This is a genomic window from Polynucleobacter sp. AP-Elch-400A-B2, from assembly GCF_018688355.1.
Classification (GTDB): Bacteria; Pseudomonadota; Gammaproteobacteria; order Burkholderiales; family Burkholderiaceae; genus Polynucleobacter.
In genome coordinates this window covers 1275584-1292364 of the sequence record NZ_CP061317.1, presented here as the reverse complement: position 1 = coordinate 1292364, position 16781 = coordinate 1275584, and the positions used below count along the sequence as shown (strand labels likewise).

Annotated in this window: 19 protein-coding genes; 8 read left to right on the top strand and 11 right to left on the bottom strand. The window is 46.5% G+C overall.

Translation table 11 applies throughout. The features are described from left to right. Positions 1-4: 4 nt before the first annotated feature. The 7 genes from FD977_RS06685 to FD977_RS06655 form a co-directional block, all read right to left on the bottom strand. Complete coding sequence (locus FD977_RS06685) at positions 5-760, bottom strand: ABC transporter ATP-binding protein (RefSeq protein WP_215304362.1); 756 nt, start codon at positions 758-760, stop codon at positions 5-7. After that, on the bottom strand, positions 757-1719 hold the full coding sequence (locus FD977_RS06680; protein ID WP_215304360.1) for a branched-chain amino acid ABC transporter permease: 963 nt from the start codon (positions 1717-1719) through the stop codon (positions 757-759). Before FD977_RS06680 ends, FD977_RS06685 begins: the two co-directional genes overlap by 4 nt. Positions 1720-1733: 14 nt before the next feature. Beyond that, on the bottom strand, positions 1734-2588 hold the full coding sequence (locus FD977_RS06675; protein ID WP_251369451.1) for a branched-chain amino acid ABC transporter permease: 855 nt from the start codon (positions 2586-2588) through the stop codon (positions 1734-1736). A 118-nt stretch (positions 2589-2706) separates the two neighbouring features. Next, positions 2707-3942: an ABC transporter substrate-binding protein gene (locus tag FD977_RS06670; protein WP_251369450.1), complete on the bottom strand. Its 1236-nt coding sequence runs from the start codon at positions 3940-3942 to the stop codon at positions 2707-2709. 104 nt (positions 3943-4046) lie between these two features. Beyond that, positions 4047-5285 carry an FAD binding domain-containing protein gene (locus tag FD977_RS06665; protein ID WP_215304356.1) on the bottom strand — a complete coding sequence of 413 codons (1239 nt, stop codon included), beginning with the start codon at positions 5283-5285 and terminating at the stop codon, positions 4047-4049. Between the two features lie 6 nt (positions 5286-5291). Continuing rightward, positions 5292-5750, bottom strand: coding sequence for a VOC family protein (locus FD977_RS06660; protein ID WP_215304354.1), 459 nt, complete (start codon positions 5748-5750; stop codon positions 5292-5294). Position 5751: 1 nt separating this feature from the next. After that, the gene (locus FD977_RS06655) at positions 5752-6462 is read right to left on the bottom strand and encodes a TetR/AcrR family transcriptional regulator (RefSeq protein ID WP_215304352.1); all 711 of its coding nucleotides are present in this window, start codon (positions 6460-6462) and stop codon (positions 5752-5754) included. A 105-nt stretch (positions 6463-6567) separates the two neighbouring features. On the opposite strand from FD977_RS06655, the gene FD977_RS06650 reads away from it, so the two are divergent. From FD977_RS06650 to FD977_RS06625, 6 genes are all read left to right on the top strand, one after another. Next, positions 6568-7044 (top strand): CoxG family protein, encoded by a 477-nt coding sequence (locus FD977_RS06650; protein WP_215304350.1) that lies wholly within the window; start codon positions 6568-6570, stop codon positions 7042-7044. A 40-nt stretch (positions 7045-7084) separates the two neighbouring features. Next, on the top strand, positions 7085-7939 hold the full coding sequence (locus tag FD977_RS06645) for a xanthine dehydrogenase family protein subunit M (RefSeq protein WP_215304349.1): 855 nt from the start codon (positions 7085-7087) through the stop codon (positions 7937-7939). Positions 7940-7982: 43 nt separating this feature from the next. Next, positions 7983-8492: a (2Fe-2S)-binding protein gene (locus tag FD977_RS06640; protein ID WP_215304347.1), complete on the top strand. Its 510-nt coding sequence runs from the start codon at positions 7983-7985 to the stop codon at positions 8490-8492. Positions 8493-8512: 20 nt separating this feature from the next. Then, entirely contained in the window at positions 8513-10909 is a 2397-nt protein-coding gene (locus FD977_RS06635) for a xanthine dehydrogenase family protein molybdopterin-binding subunit (protein ID WP_215304345.1), read from the top strand. A gap of 105 nt (positions 10910-11014) precedes the next feature. Next, positions 11015-11791 carry a 3-hydroxybutyrate dehydrogenase gene (locus FD977_RS06630; protein WP_215304343.1) on the top strand — a complete coding sequence of 259 codons (777 nt, stop codon included), beginning with the start codon at positions 11015-11017 and terminating at the stop codon, positions 11789-11791. Between the two features lie 193 nt (positions 11792-11984). Then, a complete protein-coding gene (locus tag FD977_RS06625) occupies positions 11985-12578 on the top strand; it encodes a urate hydroxylase PuuD (protein WP_215304341.1) in 594 nt (197 codons plus the stop codon). Positions 12579-12664: 86 nt separating this feature from the next. Here the strand turns inward: FD977_RS06625 and FD977_RS06620 are convergent, their stop codons facing one another. Then, positions 12665-13831, bottom strand: a complete 1167-nt coding sequence (locus tag FD977_RS06620; protein WP_251369449.1) for an NAD(P)/FAD-dependent oxidoreductase — start codon at positions 13829-13831, stop codon at positions 12665-12667. A 48-nt stretch (positions 13832-13879) separates the two neighbouring features. Beyond that, positions 13880-14047 (bottom strand): rubredoxin, encoded by a 168-nt coding sequence (locus FD977_RS06615; protein ID WP_215304339.1) that lies wholly within the window; start codon positions 14045-14047, stop codon positions 13880-13882. A gap of 168 nt (positions 14048-14215) precedes the next feature. On the opposite strand from FD977_RS06615, the gene FD977_RS06610 reads away from it, so the two are divergent. Both FD977_RS06610 and FD977_RS06605 read left to right on the top strand, forming a co-directional pair. Continuing rightward, positions 14216-15163 carry a hydrogen peroxide-inducible genes activator gene (locus FD977_RS06610; RefSeq protein ID WP_215304337.1) on the top strand — a complete coding sequence of 316 codons (948 nt, stop codon included), beginning with the start codon at positions 14216-14218 and terminating at the stop codon, positions 15161-15163. Positions 15164-15244: 81 nt separating this feature from the next. Beyond that, entirely contained in the window at positions 15245-16345 is a 1101-nt protein-coding gene (locus FD977_RS06605) for an alkene reductase (protein ID WP_215304335.1), read from the top strand. Between the two features lie 43 nt (positions 16346-16388). On the opposite strand, the gene FD977_RS06600 is transcribed toward FD977_RS06605, so the two are convergent. Together FD977_RS06600 and FD977_RS06595 are read right to left on the bottom strand one after the other, a co-directional pair. After that, the gene (locus tag FD977_RS06600) at positions 16389-16565 is read right to left on the bottom strand and encodes a hypothetical protein (RefSeq protein WP_215304316.1); all 177 of its coding nucleotides are present in this window, start codon (positions 16563-16565) and stop codon (positions 16389-16391) included. A 22-nt stretch (positions 16566-16587) separates the two neighbouring features. Further along, positions 16588-16779 carry a hypothetical protein gene (locus tag FD977_RS06595; protein ID WP_215304315.1) on the bottom strand — a complete coding sequence of 64 codons (192 nt, stop codon included), beginning with the start codon at positions 16777-16779 and terminating at the stop codon, positions 16588-16590. Positions 16780-16781 lie beyond the last annotated feature (2 nt).

The following is a 16781-nucleotide window of genomic DNA, read 5'->3' as shown; positions in this document are numbered from 1 at the left end:
ACCTTTAACCTTGACCTAGGTACACACGTCGTACCTCTGCATTATTTTGAATTTCTTCTGGTGTGCCTTCAGCTAAAAACTCACCATGATGCAGAACGATGATACGTTTGCATAAACCCATGATGAGCTTCATCTTGTGTTCAACCAAAATTACCGTTCTTTCATTTGCTAGTGTGCGAATGAGGTCCATCATGACGAGTGTTTCCTCAGGAGACATGCCTGCGGTTGGCTCATCTAGTAAAAGAAGGCTGGGGTTGCAGGCGAGGGCCATCGCAATTTCTAAGGCGCGTTGTTGACCATGAGCCAAGTCACCCGTTTTTTTATTTCTGAGGTGCTCTAAGTTGACGCGACGTAAAAGCTGGTCCGCAAGCTCAATAGGCTCTGGATAACTTTGTGCATTACGTAAAAAGTTATAACGCGCCGTTTCCATTTGGGCGGCCACGCGCACATTTTCATGAACGGTGAGCTGCTTAAATACATTGGTAATCTGAAAGCTCTTAGAGATACCGATACGAGCAAACTCATATTGCTCCATACCAGTAATATCTTTACCGTTAAATAAGATTTGTCCGCTAGAGGGCGCAAAGGCGCCACTAAGCACATTAAAGAAGGTACTCTTGCCTGCGCCATTCGGTCCAATGATCGCCGTAAGGGAGTCAGGCATAAATGTGGTTGAGACATTCTGCAGCGCTTTAAATTTCCCAAAGCTCTTACTGACATTTCGAGCTTCTAGAATTGGGGTTTGATTTAAGCTGCTCATGATTTCGAATCCTGATTGAGATTTAGCTTGCTCAAGATGGTTCCCCAAATTCCTTTAGGGAAGAACAGAACGAAGAACATAAAGACCAGTCCAATAACAGCCATCCAATGCTTTGTAAAGGTAGTGACCACATCTTCTAGGTAGAGCATGACAGCGGCACCAATAAATGGTCCGAAGAAAGTGCCCATACCACCCAAGATGCTCATCATGACCGCTTGTCCAGACTGGAGGTAGTGGAGTGAATCAATGGGAACAATGGAAAGGTGTAGAGCGCGCAATGAACCTGCTAAGCCACAGATTGCAGCTGACAACACAAACACCAACAGTTTTGTTCGAGCGACATCAAAGCCACAGGCCGCAGCCCGTTTTTCATTTTCACGAATGGCCTCCATTACGGCGCCAAGAGGGGAGCTCAAGATTCGGGATATGAGCCACATTGCGATGACTACAAAAAAGAGAATGATGTAGTACTTCACTAAGGGGTTTAGAAAATCTACCGTGATACCAAGAATGTTGAAGTTATCAACGCGGACGCCCCGTAAGCCATTTTCCCCACCAGTCAGACTCTCAGCCTTGTAAAAGCAATAAAACACAATTTGACCTAATGCGAGTGTCACCATAGAGAAGTAAATGCCTCTAGTGCGAATGGCTAGAAAGCCCATCAGTAGTCCGCCGATAGCCGCACCAATGACGCCTACTAATATCGCTGAACCCCAGGGCATAGAGTAATGGACGATCCCAATGCCGGTCAGATAGCTGCCGATACCAAGGAAGGCTGCATGTCCGAAGGATAGTAGTCCCATGTAGCCAAACAAGAGATTGAATCCCATGGCGAATAAGCCAAAGATCAGGATATTAATAGCAAGCGCTTCATACGGCATGATGAAAGGAAAAATCATCAAGAAGAGGGTGCTTGCTAGCACGCGGTGGCGTGCAATGAGCTGGAAAAATGATTTCATAAATATTCGGGGAATTAACCCATCGCCCCCGCTTTACCAAATAAACCTTGTGGGCGAATTAAGAGTACAACTGCCATCAGCACGAAGATCGAAAGTTCTGCAAGGTCAGGGAAAAATAGGGAGGTCATGCTGTAAACCACGCCAACCAATAGACCTGCGACAACAGCGCCAACCGGTGATCCCATCCCACCAACAACCGTCACAACAAAGGACTCCGCCAAGATCGGAATACCCATTTCTGGGTTAACCGAACGAGTAGGCGAGGCTAATATTCCAGAGAGGCCAGCGATCGCACAGCCCAGTCCAAACACCATTAACCACACTTTAGCAATATCTATACCAAGCACCTTGACGATATCTTGGTCGGCAGCACCTGCTTTGATGATGAGGCCGTAGCGAGTCTTTTGAATGAAAAACCAGACTGCAAAAATGATGACAGCTGTAGCTGCAATCAGGAACAGACGATATTTAGGGAAGAAGCCAATGCCAACGTCGAGGGTGCCTTTTAGTCCGTCGGGAGTAACGGAGGGTAGACCTTCGATACCAAAAGTGACGCGCATTGCCTCAATGAGTACATAAGATAAGCCGAAGGTGAGGAGCAGCGGGTAGTCAATGCCTCGGCCATATAAGGGGCGCACCAAGAATCTCTCGGTCAATAATCCGAGGACTCCAGTGGCAAGCGGTGTGAGAATTAAGCTGAACCAAAAGTTGCCAGTGACGCCTAAAAAGTAGACGCCCATAAATGCGCCAACCATGAAGAAAGCGCCGTGAGCAAAGTTCACTACATTGAGCATGCCAAAAATAAGGCACAAGCCCAGCGCTAGAAGTGCATAGATACTACCCAGAGCAATTCCTGTGAGTAGCTGCATGCAGAGAAGTTCAAATGTAAGACCGGTCATATATATACTCAGAAAAACTCCCCATCAGCTATTCGCATCAGGGGAGGTGCTCAGGGCAAATCAGTTGATCTGCCCTGAAATTTCAGATTTAAGCCTTGTGGCCTAGCTCCGCGCAACTACGCATATTCTTCTCAGTAGTCGGTTCAATCGTCAGAATATTAAAGACGTCAAACTTGTCCTTCATATTCTTGGATTTGGATTCCACAATGATGACCGTTTGCACTGCCTGATGATCACACTTGCGATAGTACTCAGGACCTTTATAAAAGTCATATTTGAGATTCTCTAATGCGGTAATGACCTTATTTGTATCGGTAGATTTAGCATTCTTCACAGCAGTAAGAACTGTTTTTACTCCGGCGTAACCTAGCGCACCGTAGTCTGATGGCACTGAACCGTTGTACATCTTACGGAATGCATCATTGAAAGTCTTGGCTGTAGGGATGCGGTCCTCAAGACCCCAGTAGTAAGAAGTGCCACCGACGATACCTTCGAATGCTTCTGGTCCACCAGCAAGGCGTGCAGTGTAGAGCAAGACTGGCGTCACAATTTTCATGCTGGACTTCAAGCCAAAGTCGGTACATTGTTTAGCCGCATTTACGAGGTCACGACCAAAATTACAAAGCACCAAGATGTCGGGATTCAAGGCCTTAATACGCGGTAAGAATGCGGAGTAATCAGATGCGCCCAAGGGATGGCGAATATCAGCCAATGTAGTGGCACCCATTTCCTTACCTACACGCTCAAAAGCGCGCACCATCTCGTGGCCATAAGCATAGTCAGCAGTGAGGAACACAATCTTTTTGCCGAAACGGGGAATGGAGTAGCGCGCCACTGCGCCTGCTGTCATGGTTGGATTAAGCGCTTCGTGGAATGTGTAAACACTCCAGTCTTTTACTTCGTTAATCGCATCAGACTGACTAATTGAGTTAAAGAGAACTTTACGCTCTTTACAAACGGCATTGATAGAGAGCTGGGTTGCAGCAGACAGTGAACCCACAACAAAATTCACCTTATCTTTTTCGATCAACTCAAGAGTGCGCGTTGCGGCTTCACCTGGATTGAGTTTGTCATCACGAACCAACAGTTCAGCTTTGCGACCGTTAAAGCCACCAGCATCATTAAATTCTTTAATAGCTAATTCGGCTGCTTTTACTTGATCTTGCGCCTCTGCAGAAAATGGCCCTGTTAGCGGTGTCGGAAAACCAATCTTAATTGTTTCAGACTGCGCGCTGGCTACATTCATCCACAGTGGAGTACTTGCAGCAGCAGCTCCGCCGATCAACATTTTTCTTCTAGTTTGATTCGTTACCTTTTGTTTCATGGTTGTCTCCTCCATTTAAAGCAGTTTGTTAATAGGGCTACTTCGTAATATATAAATCTTAACTGAATGCTTCTGGTGATACTAAAATCTACAACGGTTTTAAGTTAATACGACTCTGGCACTGCCTTTCCAGCCACCAACAGAGTGCTGATATCGATGGCCGTTTCTGCCATGACAGTATCTGCATTTCTACGAAGGCTAGTGTTATCTCTGCTGCCTTTGCTACCTTGTGCTTGCATATAGCGCCCTAAGTATTGCGCTCTTGCAACAACCTGTTGCCCAAACTCAAGACGCTCCTTGCTGTACGCTTCGAGTGCTGCAGGGCTTGCCCCTAAGGCTGCGATGTGACGTGCAATTGCCATCGCCTCATCACCGGCTTTAGTTACTCCCATACCAACATGAGGCCTACCAACAAAAGCAGCATCACCCATCAAGGCAATTCTCCCGAAGACGATTTGCTCCGAACGAACGTCATAGATGGTTTGCAAAAAAGGTGAGGGTGTTTTCTCTAAAATTTCTGCATATTGCGGCGCCAGAATATCGCGCGCAACTGTGCGCATTTCGGCAATATGCTTCCAGGAGACTTTTTGTGGCGGGATACCAGTAGGATAATAGTGACCATCCGCATCAGTCAGTAGCCTGACTAGCTCATCACCTTCAGATGCAGGGCGATACCAAACAAAGTTATAACGACGCTTGCCAGGCCTAGTGTCATTGCCAGGTCCTGCAACTGGATAGCCCAGCATCTGTTCACCATTAGGTAAGCAGAATCCAAAATAATTAAATAGGGTATCTAGGGTGTAATTTGATAAATTACTCTCATCGCAAACTCCACGCCACGCAATATACCCAGCGTATTCAGGTTGAATGTTTGGTGCTACTTGGGATCGGACTGTGGAGCGTATGCCATCTGATGCAATCAGGAGCTCTGCCTGATAAGTGCTGCCATCTTCACAGCTGACCTGAACACTATGGGAGTCTTGTGTCACCACTTTGACATTCTTACCTTGCAAGTAACGCTCGCTTGGAAAATTCTTTTTTAATAGATGATATAAACGGCTCCATGAAGTCAAGATTTGTGGGAGCGGCATTTCACCTAGGTTTTCGCCATCAATTCCCAAGGTAACCCGCTTTGATACGGCAACCCCCAGGCTGTCATCTACTTGAATACCTGCCTCACTTAAAGCATCTGCAAGAGCATCGTGGGTCACGATTCCAGCACCTCGACCATCTAAAGAGCCTATGGCTTTTTCTAGCAAGGTGACATCATGCCCTTGGCGCAACAATATATTGGCTGCAAATAAGCCTCCAAGAGATCCGCCGATGACAAGTATTTTGGCCATCTTTACTTATGCAGCCTTGGCATCCAGCGCTGCCTTTTCTGCAGCAGGGTAGTTCAGTTCAACCACAATCCCATTAGGATCATCCATAAACACTTGGTGTAATTTAATTGCGGGCACGGTACGCTGTCTGCAAGGTACGCCCAACTTCTCCAGCAGTGCCAGTTTGGTCTCTAATCCCGTGGCAAAGAAAGCGATGTGATCTACTGCCCCAGAGCCATAGAGTGAGCTAGGATCTCGTTCGCCAAGATATTGTTTCAAACCATTCGGATTGTTCTTATCAATCGCAATGAGATGCACAACTGCGTTAGCCCAATCGTTTTGATCGCCGTTATATAGCCAGACGCCCGGGAAAGGAAAGTCCGGACGAGGCCCAACTGTGAATCCAAAGACATCACAGTAAAACTTGGTAGTTTGTTCAATCTCTAGGCTGCGAATGGAGAAGTGATTTAAGCTTAAGTTAGTCATTTTATTTTTTACCAATATTAAATAAAGTTTTTGCTGAAGTAAGGTAAGAGCTAATGCGATCTTGAATAATTTCTTGTTCGGTATGGGGGTTGCCGGAGTCATAAATGGCTTGCCCATAAATCCAACGTCGCATCCCAATATAAAAGATGCCGCCATGCAAGCCCATTAAAAACTCTAATTCTCGCTGCGAAGGCTTACTACGCGAGCTACGACCGCAGTGTTTGCGGGTTTCCCGGATAAGGCGCGGTAATAGGCGATCGCGTAATAATTCAAAGAAGCGGTCACTGATGGAGTGATCACTTAGGCCTGAGAAAATCAAAATACGTACAAAATCGTAGGTCAGTACGGTGTTTGAGTAGTCGATATAGAAGGCATTGAATTTTTCTTCGGGAGAAAGATGCTTGTCATCGAGCAGTTGCTCCCACTCCGGCTTCCAACGTGACTCGAAGACATCCGCATAGACTGCTTTAATTAAAGCGTCCTTAGTGGGGAAGTAGTGATAAAGCAGGGTGTGGGTAATGCCCAATCCCTTTGTTAGGTTCCTGAGTTGCCCATCCATTCCATGCTTTGCAAAGTATTGGATAGCACGATCCAGAATCTGACGCTTACGATCTACAGTACTCATTCTGCGACGTGCAGGCGTACTAGATGAAGCTACTTCTGTAGCGATACTGCTTCTAGCGCTGCTGTCTCGATCGAAACTCATTGTCATCAGGGTTTATCCGAATTTGGGCTTATTGACCAAAAGTTAAATAATGGTACATTGTTGAGCAATTGGTAGATAAGACTCTATTCGTACAAACCCCGAGGAGATGTAATGGAATTAAATGGCGAGCAACTCATTGCAGCCCCAATCCCAGATGTGTGGAAGGGCTTGAATGACATTGATGTGCTGGCAAAGTCCATTCCAGGTTGCGAGGAAATCAGTCGCGTCTCTCCAGAGGAGATTCATGCCAAGGTGATGTTCAAAATTGGGCCTGTCAGAGCCAGATTCTCAGGAAAGCTATTTTTAAGTGATGTCATTCCGGATCAGTCCTGTTCTATGGCCTTTGAGGGCTCGGGTGGCGCTGCAGGATTTGCAAAAGGTCGTTCGCGGGTTGAGTTGAAGCCTGCCGAGGGCGGGACACTGGTTTCCTATACGACTGAGGCCTCTATTGGCGGCAAGTTGGGGCAAATTGGTGGGCGACTCATTAGCGCTTCTGCTAAAAAGATCGCAGATGATTTTTTCCAGCGATTTGCTAAAGAGTTGGGTGGTGAAATAACACCAGTGGAATCAGACCCGCAAGCTGAATAATGCGAGGCGATGTCAATATAAAAGTAGTGGAGGAGACACAATGAAAGCAGCAGCATTTGATTATGCAAAACCGAAGGCTCTCAGCGAGGCCTTAGCTATGTTGGCCGAAGCTGGCGAAGACGCGCAATTGATTGCGGGTGGACAGACGCTTTTAGCTACCTTGAACCTGCGTCTTTCTGAACCTAGCTTACTGATTGACATCACGAATTTAGATGAATTAAAAGGCATTTCAGTTATCGGAGATCAATTACGTATTGGGGCATTAGTAACCCATACCGAGATTGAAGACTCCAAACTGATTGCGCAGCATGCACCACTTCTTAAGGCTGCAGCCCCCCATATTGCACACAGAGCGATCCGCAATTTAGGAACTTGGGGTGGCTCTTTGGCCTATGGAGATCCTGCGGCTGAATGGCCTGCTTGTAGCTTGGCACTGAATGCCACCATGCTGATCGGCGGCCCTGATGGAGAGCGTCGAATTTCAGCGCAAGATTTTTTCATTGATCTCTACACCACCTCCTTGGAGCCCAATGAAATTCTGATAGCAACAGAAATCCCCATTGCAAGCAGTAATCAAGTGTTTTATTTCCATGAGCTAGCTCGCCGTCACGGAGACTATGCGATTGCGGGAATAGCTCTGGTTGCCAATAAGGCAGGCAATGTTCTGAGTGATTGCACTTTCACTTTCTTCTCTGTTTGCGCTACCCCGATTATGGCGAAGAAGGCTCAAGCCTTAGTGGATGGTAAGCCACTTAATGACGAATTAATCGCAAATGCAGTTGCTGCCGCAAGGCAAGAGATTGAGTCGATCGCAGACATCACTAACAGTGCAGAAACTAAGCAACATCTGATTGGTGTTTTATTAGAGCGTGGCTTAAAGCACTTAATTGCTTAAGTAATCAATATATAAAAAGATAAAATTTAGTTCGGAGATTCCAATGAGCTTAAAGAAAAAAATTACGATGACCGTCAATGGTTTGACAGTCAATGCGGAGATTGAGCCACGTCGTCATCTGGTGGATTTTTTACGAGAAGATCTCCATCTCAAGGGTCCGCACCTCGGTTGTGAGCAGGGAGCTTGTGGCGCCTGTACCGTGAAAGTGGATGGCAAAATTATTCGTGGTTGTTTATATCTGGCCGTGCAAGCTGATGGATGTGTAGTAGAAACAATCGAGGGATTGACTAAGAGCGGGGCACTAGCAGATTTACAAGAAGCCTTTATGCGCCATAACGCAATGCAGTGTGGCTTCTGCTCTTCTGGAATGTTGCTTGCTGCAGCTGAATTGGTAGAAAAACAACCCAAATCGACTCGTGAAGAAGTGCGCGAATGGATCTCTGGAAACTACTGCAGATGTACCGGCTACCATTCCATAGTGGACGCCATCATGGCCGTGCTTGAAGCTCGTGCCAAAGGTGAAAAAATTAAACCTGTTGTTGCTCTCGCTTAAGAAGACCGGGAAAACTGATTATGAATAAGCCAGTAGATCTCAAAGGATTGGTACTTGATCCAGTAACTAATGACCAACGCTATATCGGTAGCAGTGAACCTCGACATGGGGCGCGTCGACTCATCGAGGGTCAGGGCACTTATGTCGATGATATTCAGCTTCCGAGGATGGGTCATGTCGTCTATTGGCGTTCGCCAGTAGCGCATATGAAAATTGGAAAAATTCATACTGAACAAGCTAGCAAGATGCCAGGTGTTCTGGCTATTGTCGATGGCGTGAAAATGGCTGAGCTGTGTAAGCCATGGGTTGCTACCTTAGGCCACCTTGCGGGTATGAAATCCGCCCCTCAATATGCATTGGCAATTGATAGAGCTTGCTGGCAAGGTGAGCCTGTAGTTGCGGTAGTTGCTGAGACACGCGCACAGGCAGAAGATGCTTTGCAGTTCGTTGATGTTGAGTGGGAAGAGCTGCCCGCAGTAGTTTCAATGGAAACAGCATTAGACGCAGATACTCCGGTAATTCATCCTGAACTAGGCGACAACCTTTGCTTTACCCGTACCTTGGATGTTGGTCAGGTAGATGAAGTGTTTGCAACCGCAGATATTGTGGCTGAAGCTACCTTTGGATTTGGCCGACATACAGGAGTTACCTTAGAGCCGCGCTGCCAAATTGCCGACTACAATCCCGGCGATCGTCGCCTCACGGTGTATCACTCGCAACAAGCGCCGCACATGATGCAAGATTTATATTGCCGTCAGTTTGGCTTATCTGAGTCTGATGTCCATGTCATTTGTAAAGACGTAGGCGGATCCTTTGGTATTAAGGTGCATGCATATCCCGATGATTTTGCAACGGTGGGTTTGGCGATGATGTTGGAGCGCCCGGTCAAATTTGTTGCAGATCGACTTGAATCATTTACGAGTGATATTCATGCGCGTGAGCATCGGATTAAAGGACGTATTGCAGCCAATAAAGAGGGTGATATCCTGGCTTTCGAGATCGACGATCTCACGGCCATTGGCCCTTACTCCATGTTCCCAAGAACCAGTGCGATCGAGGGCAACCAGGTGGTCAACTTGGTTGGTGGACCATATAAGCATCAAAACTACCGTGCCAAACTCAATGTGGTGTTTCAGAATAAAACACCTACCTGCCAATATCGTGGCGTAGGCCATCCAATTGCCTGTGCTGTGACTGAGGGCTTGGTTGATTTAGCAGCTCAAAAGTTAAAGATGGATCCTTTAGAGTTCCGTAAGCGCAATGTGATTCCTGATGATGCTTATCCTTGCTCGGGAATTTCCGGAATTAAGTTGGAAGTATTGTCACACGAGCAATGCTTGCGAACCATCGAAAAGATGATGGACTATTCTGCTTTGCGCAAAGAGCAGGCTGAGTTGCGTAAAAAAGGTATTTATCGCGGAATTGGTTTTGCCACACTAATCGAGTTGACAAATCCAAGTCCGGCGTTCTACGGTGTGGGTGGGGCACGTATTGCGTCTCAGGATGGCGCCTCTGCGCGTCTTGATCCAAGCGGCGTTGTATCGATATTGATCGGTGTTGGTGAGCAGGGCCAAGGTACCGAAGGTATTTATGCGCAAATTGCTGCTGATGCTGTCGGCCTTTCCATTAAAAATGTGCGCATCATTACGGGCGATACCGATGTGACTCCTTATGGTGGTGGCACTTGGGCTTCGCGTGGTGCTGGAGTGGGTGGTGAAGCGGTCTTATTGGCTTGCCAGGCACTGCAAGAAAATATCTTGAAGCTTGCGGGTGCAATACTGAATAGATCACCTGAAGAGTTGTCCGTTCGCCGTGGTCACTTATTAGATAAGGCCACCGGTGAGCAACTTCTGCCATTTAGTGAGATTGGACGGATAGGTTATTTCCGGACAGATACTTTGCCAGTAGGGTTCTCGGCTGATCTGATGGTCACACGTCATTACACCCAAAAAGAATATCCATTTATTTTCACGAATGGCGTTCAGGCTTCTTATGTTGAAGTCGATCCGGATACTGGATTTGTAAAGCTTTTAAAACATTGGGCGGTTGAGGATTGCGGTCGGGTATTAAATCCTATGTTGGTGGATGAGCAAGTTCGCGGAGCCATTGTTCAGGGTATCGGCGGAGTCCTTTTCGAAGAGTGTATCTACGACGAGAGTGGGCTATTGCGAAATGGCAGTATGGCTGATTATTTGGTGCCTATGGCTAATGAAATGCCAGATATTGAAGTAGCTCACGTAGAGACTCCAACTCAGTCATCTAAATTGGGCGCAAAAGGTGCTGGTGAGGCTGGTACTGCTGGTGCTCCTGGAGCGGTTCAGAATGCGATTAATGATGCTCTGGCACCCTTTAAGACGGCAGTGTTTGACCAACCCATTACTTGTGAAAAAATTCTCAAGGCCCTTGGAAAAGTCTAATTTAGAGCCCTTCTAAATTAGGTGCATCCTGTAATATCCAGCTTTGACCATACGCAAATTCCCTCCCTGGGGATTTGCAATTAATTTGATATTGCGAATAAAAATATGTCCTATTTAAAAGGTAAAACAGCCCTAGTGACCGGCTCAACAAGCGGTATTGGTTTGGCAATGGCTATTGGCTTAGCAAAGCAGGGCGTCAATATTATGGTGAATGGCTTTGGTGAAAAAGATGCCGCGATTGCCGCCATCAAAGCTTGTGGTGTTGAAGTGGAATATCACGGCGCTGATATGAGTAAGCCTGCCGAGATTGAGGATCTCATCAAACAAACTGAAAAACGCTTTGGCTCGCTAGATATATTAGTGAACAACGCAGGTATTCAGCACACAGCAAATGTTGAAGACTTTCCAGAAGATAAGTGGGAGTCGATTATTGCCATCAACTTAAGCTCAGCCTTTTATACCTCCCACCATGCCTTGCCAGGAATGAAGAAGCGCAACTGGGGCCGCATCATTAACATTGCCTCCGTTCATGGCCTGGTTGGTTCTGTTCAAAAATCAGCTTATGTTGCTGCTAAGCATGGCATCGTTGGCTTAACCAAGGTGACCGCTCTTGAGAATGCCAAAACAGGGATTACTTGCAATGCGATTTGCCCAGGCTGGGTTTTAACTCCCTTGGTACAAAAGCAAGTAGATGCACGGGCAGAGCGTGAGGGGATTTCGAATGAAGAAGCCAAAAAAGCCTTGGTTTCTGAGAAGCAGCCCTCCGGTGAATTCGTAGCTCCAGAACAATTAGCAGCATTGGCCGTTTTCCTGTGCAGTCCAGATGCTTCTGAGGTGCGTGGAGCGGCCTGGAATATGGATGGTGGCTGGACAGCTCAGTAACCTTTAAAAGGGTCACCAGCCCTCCTTTAGTGCTTCGTACCCAACAAATCCGTCATAATCGTCTATAGTTAGGGCGGTTGTGGCTGTTGTAGCCACTGATTTTCACGTTTTATAATGTAGTGAACTTGGATTTTGCAAGTAAGAATTTTGCTTAAATCCTGCCTGATATATTTACCTTTTTTAGGAAGCTCTCATGTCATCTATCTTTACCTCATTAGGTCGCACTGTTTTAGCCGGCTTTGTGCTCCTCGCATTGATCGTCCTTGCCATGGGCGCAAACCTCGGATCGGTTGAGTTGCCATTTTTATTCCGCTGGATTCACGTGATGGTTGGCGTGATGTGGATAGGCTTACTTTGGTATTTCAATTTTGTACAGATTCCATCTATGTCCAAGATTCCGGATGAGCAAAAGCCGGCAATCGGAAAAGTAATCGCTCCAACAGCGCTCTTTTGGTTCCGTTGGGCTGCCTTAGTGACTGTACTTAGTGGTTTGATTTTATCCATATTGAATGGATATGCGCACCAAGCATTTACTTTGCAGGCGCCTTTCCGCGCAATTGGTTTAGGTATGTGGATTGCCTTGATCATGGCGTTTAACGTTTGGTTCATTATTTGGCCAAATCAAAAACGCGCTCTTGGCATCGTTGCGGTTGAGCCTGATGTCAAAGCAAAGTCTGCACGCATTGCAATGTTGACTTCCCGCTTGAATACGATGCTCTCTATCCCAATGCTATTTTTGATGAGTGCTCAGTCACACAACACAACGTGGTTTGTGATTGCCTCATAAAGCAAGCTGTCTTAGTTCATGCAAAAGGCCCGCTGAGCGGGCCTTTTTCTTTGGTATAGATCCTTGAGAGATATCAGTCAGCTTGATTACAAGATGGGTGGTAGATCTTTTGTCAATGCGCCACGTTGTGCAGTAGCTGTACCCATCAGAGCAAAGCCAAGTAGCTTACCATCACTAGATTCAAAGCGCGCTTCAAGACCGCCTTCAACTGAATTGATTTTCCAATCACCGACTGCACCTTTGGCCGGTGGTGAAACAATGGTTGGCAGGGCAGGAGTTTTCACCATCACCGGCATAGCAGGATAGTTGAGGACAGTCGCTTGCCCAAGCAGGTTAGGGGCTAATGCCCGCGCTGCCTGCATGATCGGCATGACATAAGGCAGAACCAAGCCCTCGACTTCGGCACAGTCGCCAATCGCATAAACATTCTTGGCGCTAGTTTCTAATTGACGATTTACTGTAATGCCTACGCCTGTGGCAATTCCGGCTGATTGGGCTAAATCTAAGCGAGGCCTTAAACCAACCGCAGATAGAAATGCATCACTATGAATTGCTGATCCGTTGGCAAGGGTAATCGAGAGAGAGTCACCGTTTCGATCAATCGATTGCACAGTAGTGGCGAAGTGCCAACGCACGCCTGCTGCACTGAGCTTAGCTTGAAGTGCTTGTGCTGCCGCCTCGGGAAGTAGTCTGCCCAAAGCCTGCGGTGCTAAGTCGATGACCTCTACTTCATATGAACCTAAAACTAAATCATTCGCAAACTCACATCCAATCAAGCCAGCGCCTAAGATAGCGATTCTTTTTTTACCTTCAATTGTCTTGCGAAATTGGGCGTAGTCTTCTAGATCATTGACGGTAATCACTTCATTAGCTGCATTGCCTTCTAGAGCTAGGCGAATTTGATCAGCCCCCAATCCCAGTACTAACTTCCCATAGGAAATGTTGCCTTTAGAGGTGGCAACTGTTTGTGCGCCAGTATCAATTGCAGTGACATCAGCATCGCCCAAAATCGTAATGTCTAGCTGTGTTGCCATACTCTCAGCATTAGTGGAGACTAATTGCTCTGCAGATTTGCTACTTGCCAATGCTGTAGAGAGCATCGGCTTTGAGTAAAAGTAGCCTGGCTCCCTTGTTACTAAGGTAATTGGAATTTCCTTATCGATTTTGCGAAGCTCACGAATGACGGTGTAGCCAGCTAAGCCGCTACCGATAATGACAATCCCCAATGAGGATGATTGATTCTGATGATCCAAAACTGGACTCCCTAATAATACGTTTAAAGGCGTTACGTGTGGCTTGAGTTAAGAAACTTGCACCATTTCAAAGTCGGATTTTGATACGCCGCAATCTGGGCATTCCCAATCTTCAGGAACGTCAGCCCAAGCGGTACCAGCAGGAATGCCGTCTTCAGGTAAGCCTTTCGCCTCGTCATAGACAAAACCACAAACGATACATTGCCAAGATTTCATAGTGATTCCTTGTTTTAATAGATTAAAGGCAGTTTAAATTGAATTTCAAATTCACTTGCTAGTCAAAGCTCTGCTTGTTTTGTATCTAGCAAGTAAGTAATGATTTATAAGGTGAATAGAAATGATATTATTTATCTGATAATTAGATTATAGGGATAAGAACAGAATATGGCTGCTCTACCTTCATTACGACAACTTCGCTATTTTGTAGCGGTTGCTCAGGAGCTCAATTTTACTAGGGCTGCAGAGGTCTGCTTCGTAGGCCAATCGACGCTAAGCGCCGGTTTAAAAGAGTTGGAAGATGTTTTGGGAGTCCGCCTAGTAGAGCGGGATAGACAAAATGTAGCCATCACTCCAATCGGTGCAGAGATTTTAGAAAGGGCTAAGGTGATCTTGGCCTCATCTCAAGATCTAGTGGAATATGCGAGCGCCTCTGGCGAGCCAATGGCGGGGACTATTCGATTGGGAGTCATCCCAACTATCACACCATTTTTATTGCCAAATGTGTTGCCTGATATTCGGGAGCATTACCCTAAGTTAAAAATTGCTCTGCGTGAAGATTTAACCGCTAATCTATTGGCGCGCTTAGTAGATCATCAGCTCGATTTTGCATTAATTGCATTGCCCTATGACACGACCGGCCTCTTGGTGAAGGAGCTTTTTGTCGATGAATTTTGGTTGGTTGCAGGCACAAATGATCCTGCATTAAAAGGTAAGGAAATTCATTTGCCCACCAAAATGGCAGAGAGACTACTTTTGCTAGAGGAGGGGCATTGTCTGCGTGATCACACGATGCAAGCTTGTAAGCATTCTGATATTCGCAATGCCGAGGGTATGGAAGCAACTAGCTTATTGACTCTCTTGCAAATGGTGGAGTCTGGCATGGGCATTGCGCTGCTTCCTGAGATGGCGGTGAAAGGCGGGATTTTAAATGGCACGACACTGATTGCTCGGCCTCTAGCACCACCCGCCCCCAAGAGGGTGATTGCACTTGTAGCCCGTTTATCAACCGCGCATCATGATGAGTTCCAGGCACTTGCCCATAGCATTGAATCAAGATTTAAATCTAGCCCAAGAATGAGTCGGGGTAGTCGAAAGAGTTTTCAAAGAGTCTAGTATGGTGTCGGCGGGACTTTAATATCCCTGCTAAAGTTGCGCATTAATTGAAGTATTCACTCCCAAAAAAGAAAGTAGTCCATGTCTGGAAAAGAAATCATGTTTACCCCCGTCAAGCTCGGTGCGATTGAATTAAAGAATCGCCTGGTGATGGCGCCTCTGACCAGAATGCGGGCCATCGATGGGGATGTGCCACACCCCCTGGCAAAAACTTACTACGAGCAAAGGGCAACTGCTGGCCTCATCATCAGCGAAGCAACGCAAATTTCTGCTATTGGTAAAGGTTATCCGGGAACGCCTGGAATCTATTCTGCTGAGCAAACAGCGGCTTGGAAAGAGATTGTGAGTGCAGTCCATGCCAAAGGTGGCAAGATGATTGCGCAGTTATGGCATGTTGGGCGCATCTCTCATTCCTCTTTGCATCCCGAGCAGGGCATTCCTGAAGCTCCATCTGCGATTACGCCTGCTGGTCAAACCTATGGTGCTGATTGGAAGTTGCACGATTACGAAACTCCTAAGGCAATGACTACTGGAGATATTGCCGGTCTCTTGAAAGACTTTGAATTGGCTGCTGCTAATGCAAAAGCGGCAGGTTTTGATGGCGTAGAAATTCATTCTGCAAATGGCTATTTACTCGATCAGTTTTTGCAAGACAAAACCAATCATCGTACTGATGGCTATGGCGGTTCAATCGAAAATCGTATGCGCTTGTTAGGCGAGGTGATTGAGTCGATTGCCAAGGTATATCCAAGCGATCGTATCGGGGTGCGTTTATCACCCTACGGTAGCTTTAATGATATGGCTGACAGCGATCCAGTTGCCTTATTCACTGCCGTGATTCAGAAGCTCAATGGCTATTACTTATCTTATGTACATATGATCGAACCACGTTCCACAAGTGCAGGTGGTAATGATCAAGTAAACGAAGAGGCACCTATTACTTCAGAGATGTTCCGGACAGCCTATCAAGGTCAATTTATTAGTGCCGGTGGATATGATCAGGCTATGGGTGAAGCTGTTTTAGAGGCTGGCTTGGCAGATGCGGTGGCCTATGGACGTTTGTATATTTCTAATCCAGATTTAGTTGAGCGCTTTAAGCAGGGCGCAGCACTCAATCCTTATAACCGCGCCACTTTTTACGGCGGGGCAGAAGTCGGGTATACGGATTACCCAACACTCTAATCTGCTAAAGATGAATCAGGGTCGCTATCGAAAGATAGCGACCTTATTTTTTGTCTTCAGGATCTTTCAATAAGCCGTAGTGATTCGCAACGAGTAGCATTGCAATGGACGTACATCCCATTGCGAAGAATTCCCATTGATGCAGCATGGCAGTGCCAGTAACGGTCATTAAGATTGTCCATCCCACTGCCATCTTGGCTTTTTTGCTTAAAGGTTTCATATTTCGGAACTAAGGTAAAAAATTATCGAACGGTAAGTCTAGCTCTGGCGCTCAACTCGCTTGGCGTACCGCGTTTGTCAAGTTGAGAGAGTCGCAGTGCCTCTTGCTCAAAATCAGTTTGGGCCGGGTGAAATTCAAGATTGCCAAGGTGAACAACATAAGTCCACACCAGCTCTCGACCCCTATCTTTATATACGTCAACAATGCGCTTCATTT